Source organism: Microbulbifer thermotolerans (assembly GCF_900112305.1).
Classification (GTDB): domain Bacteria; phylum Pseudomonadota; class Gammaproteobacteria; order Pseudomonadales; family Cellvibrionaceae; genus Microbulbifer; species Microbulbifer thermotolerans.
In genome coordinates this window covers 1-1,791 of record NZ_FOKT01000026.1, presented here as the reverse complement: position 1 = coordinate 1,791, position 1,791 = coordinate 1, and the positions used below count along the sequence as shown (strand labels likewise).

At 62.1% G+C, this 1,791-nt stretch carries 1 protein-coding gene; it reads left to right on the top strand.

All coding sequences use genetic code 11. From position 1 onward, the window contains the following. Window positions 1-1,791 (top strand): DUF6531 domain-containing protein (locus BM155_RS16680; protein WP_139223326.1); only part of this gene is annotated, 1,791 nt, incomplete at both ends.

Below are 1,791 nucleotides of genomic sequence, written 5' to 3'. Positions count from 1 at the left end.
CCAGAGTATTACAACGGTAACTGCCTCATACGACTACCTCCTGTACGACAAACCCCTGGACCAGTCCATTAGCGAACACCTGTCCCAGGTACACAGAGAAATCGTCGATGTACTGGGCTTTGACCCCAGCAAGATTTCCCTCGAACAACTGGAACAGGCCTTTGAAATCGCCGAACTGCTGTACGGCGATCCCAACCTGCGCAGCGCTGTCACCCAGTTCGCCAAAGACTATGTCAAGGCCCAGCACAGCCTGGAAATCACCGAACTAGCCGGTGCCGGCGTATTTGAAATTATTCTCACCATCATATTGGCCGCTGTTAGCGGCGGTGCCGGCGCCGTGGCCAACATAGCCAAAAACACCCGCCTGCTCGGCCGCTTCAAAGTCGTGGGCGAACTGATGATGGACTTTGCCAAGGGCCGAAGACAACAACTGGCTCGGGCCAAAACCCGCGGCGCCCGAGGTAAAGGCGCCAGCTTCGACGACTTGGAAACCGTCGACGCCCCGGCGCCTCAGGGACCGCCCGCGGCCCCCGCACAAACCAAGGCCAGCAGCACCGACAAGAGCGCCCCGCCAGCGGACAGCGACAGCACCAAGCAACCCCAGGCCAAAGCCGACCCCGCCGAACCGGACACCACCAACAGCGAGACCGGGCAAAACCAAAGCGGCGAAACCAGCCAGAACAACGCCAACGCCGTCGAGGGCGGCGAGCCCATCAACCTGAAGACCGGCGAGGAACGCCTGACTCTGGTGGACGCCGTCCTCGACGGCCCCCTGCCGCTGGTGATGGCGCGCACCTACCGCAGCAGCAACCCCAAAGACTTCGGCCTCGGCCACGGCTGGACCCACACCCTGGGCGAACGCCTCGAATACCGCGGCAAGGACAAACCCCTGCACTTCCACGACGCCGAAGGTCGCGTCATCGCCCTGCCGGTACCCGGCAAAAGCGGCCGCAGCCACAATGTGGCCGAACGCCTCAGCCTGACCCGCATCGCCGACGACCACTGGATCATCAGCCCCTACGGCGCCCCCAAAGGTGTGCAAAAACACTTCACTGCCGCAGGATCCTCCGCCAACGCCCTGAGACTGGCGGAAATCCGCGACGGCTACGGCAACGGCTACCGCTTCCACTACATCGAAGAACGCCTCATCTGTGTGGAAAGCAGCCTTGGAGAAGCCCTCCACATCAGCAGTACCGGCGGCCGCATCAGCGAACTGAAAAAAGAAACCCGCGACGGCCGCATCACCCAACTGGCCCGCTACCAATACAGCGAAGAAGGCGACCTGATCGAAGCCACGGATGCCGAAGGCCACAGCGAACACTACCGCTACCACCAACACGTCATCCAACAGCGCACCCTGAAAAGCGGCTACAGCTTCCACTTCGAATGGGACCGCGAAGGCCCCGGCGCCCGCTGCCTGCGCCAATGGGGCGACCCCATCGACGGCCAGCCCACCTACAGCTACCAATTCGACTGGGACCAGGACGGCAAAGGCGTCACCGTCACCGACACCCGCGGCGGCGTAGAACGCTACCGCTTCAACGACCGCGCCCTCCCCATCTACCACCGCGACCCGGAAGGCGCAGAAACCCTATACACCTACAACGACCTGGGCCAACTGACCAAAGTCCAACTGCCCAGCGAAGACGGCCAGCTGCGCGAAGAACACTACGAATACGACAGCCACAACCGCCTTATCAAAAAAATCGACGCCACCGGCGGCGAACACCGCATCGAATACAACGCCGAAGGTCTACCGGAAAAAATTACCGACCCCGCCGGCCACCGCTG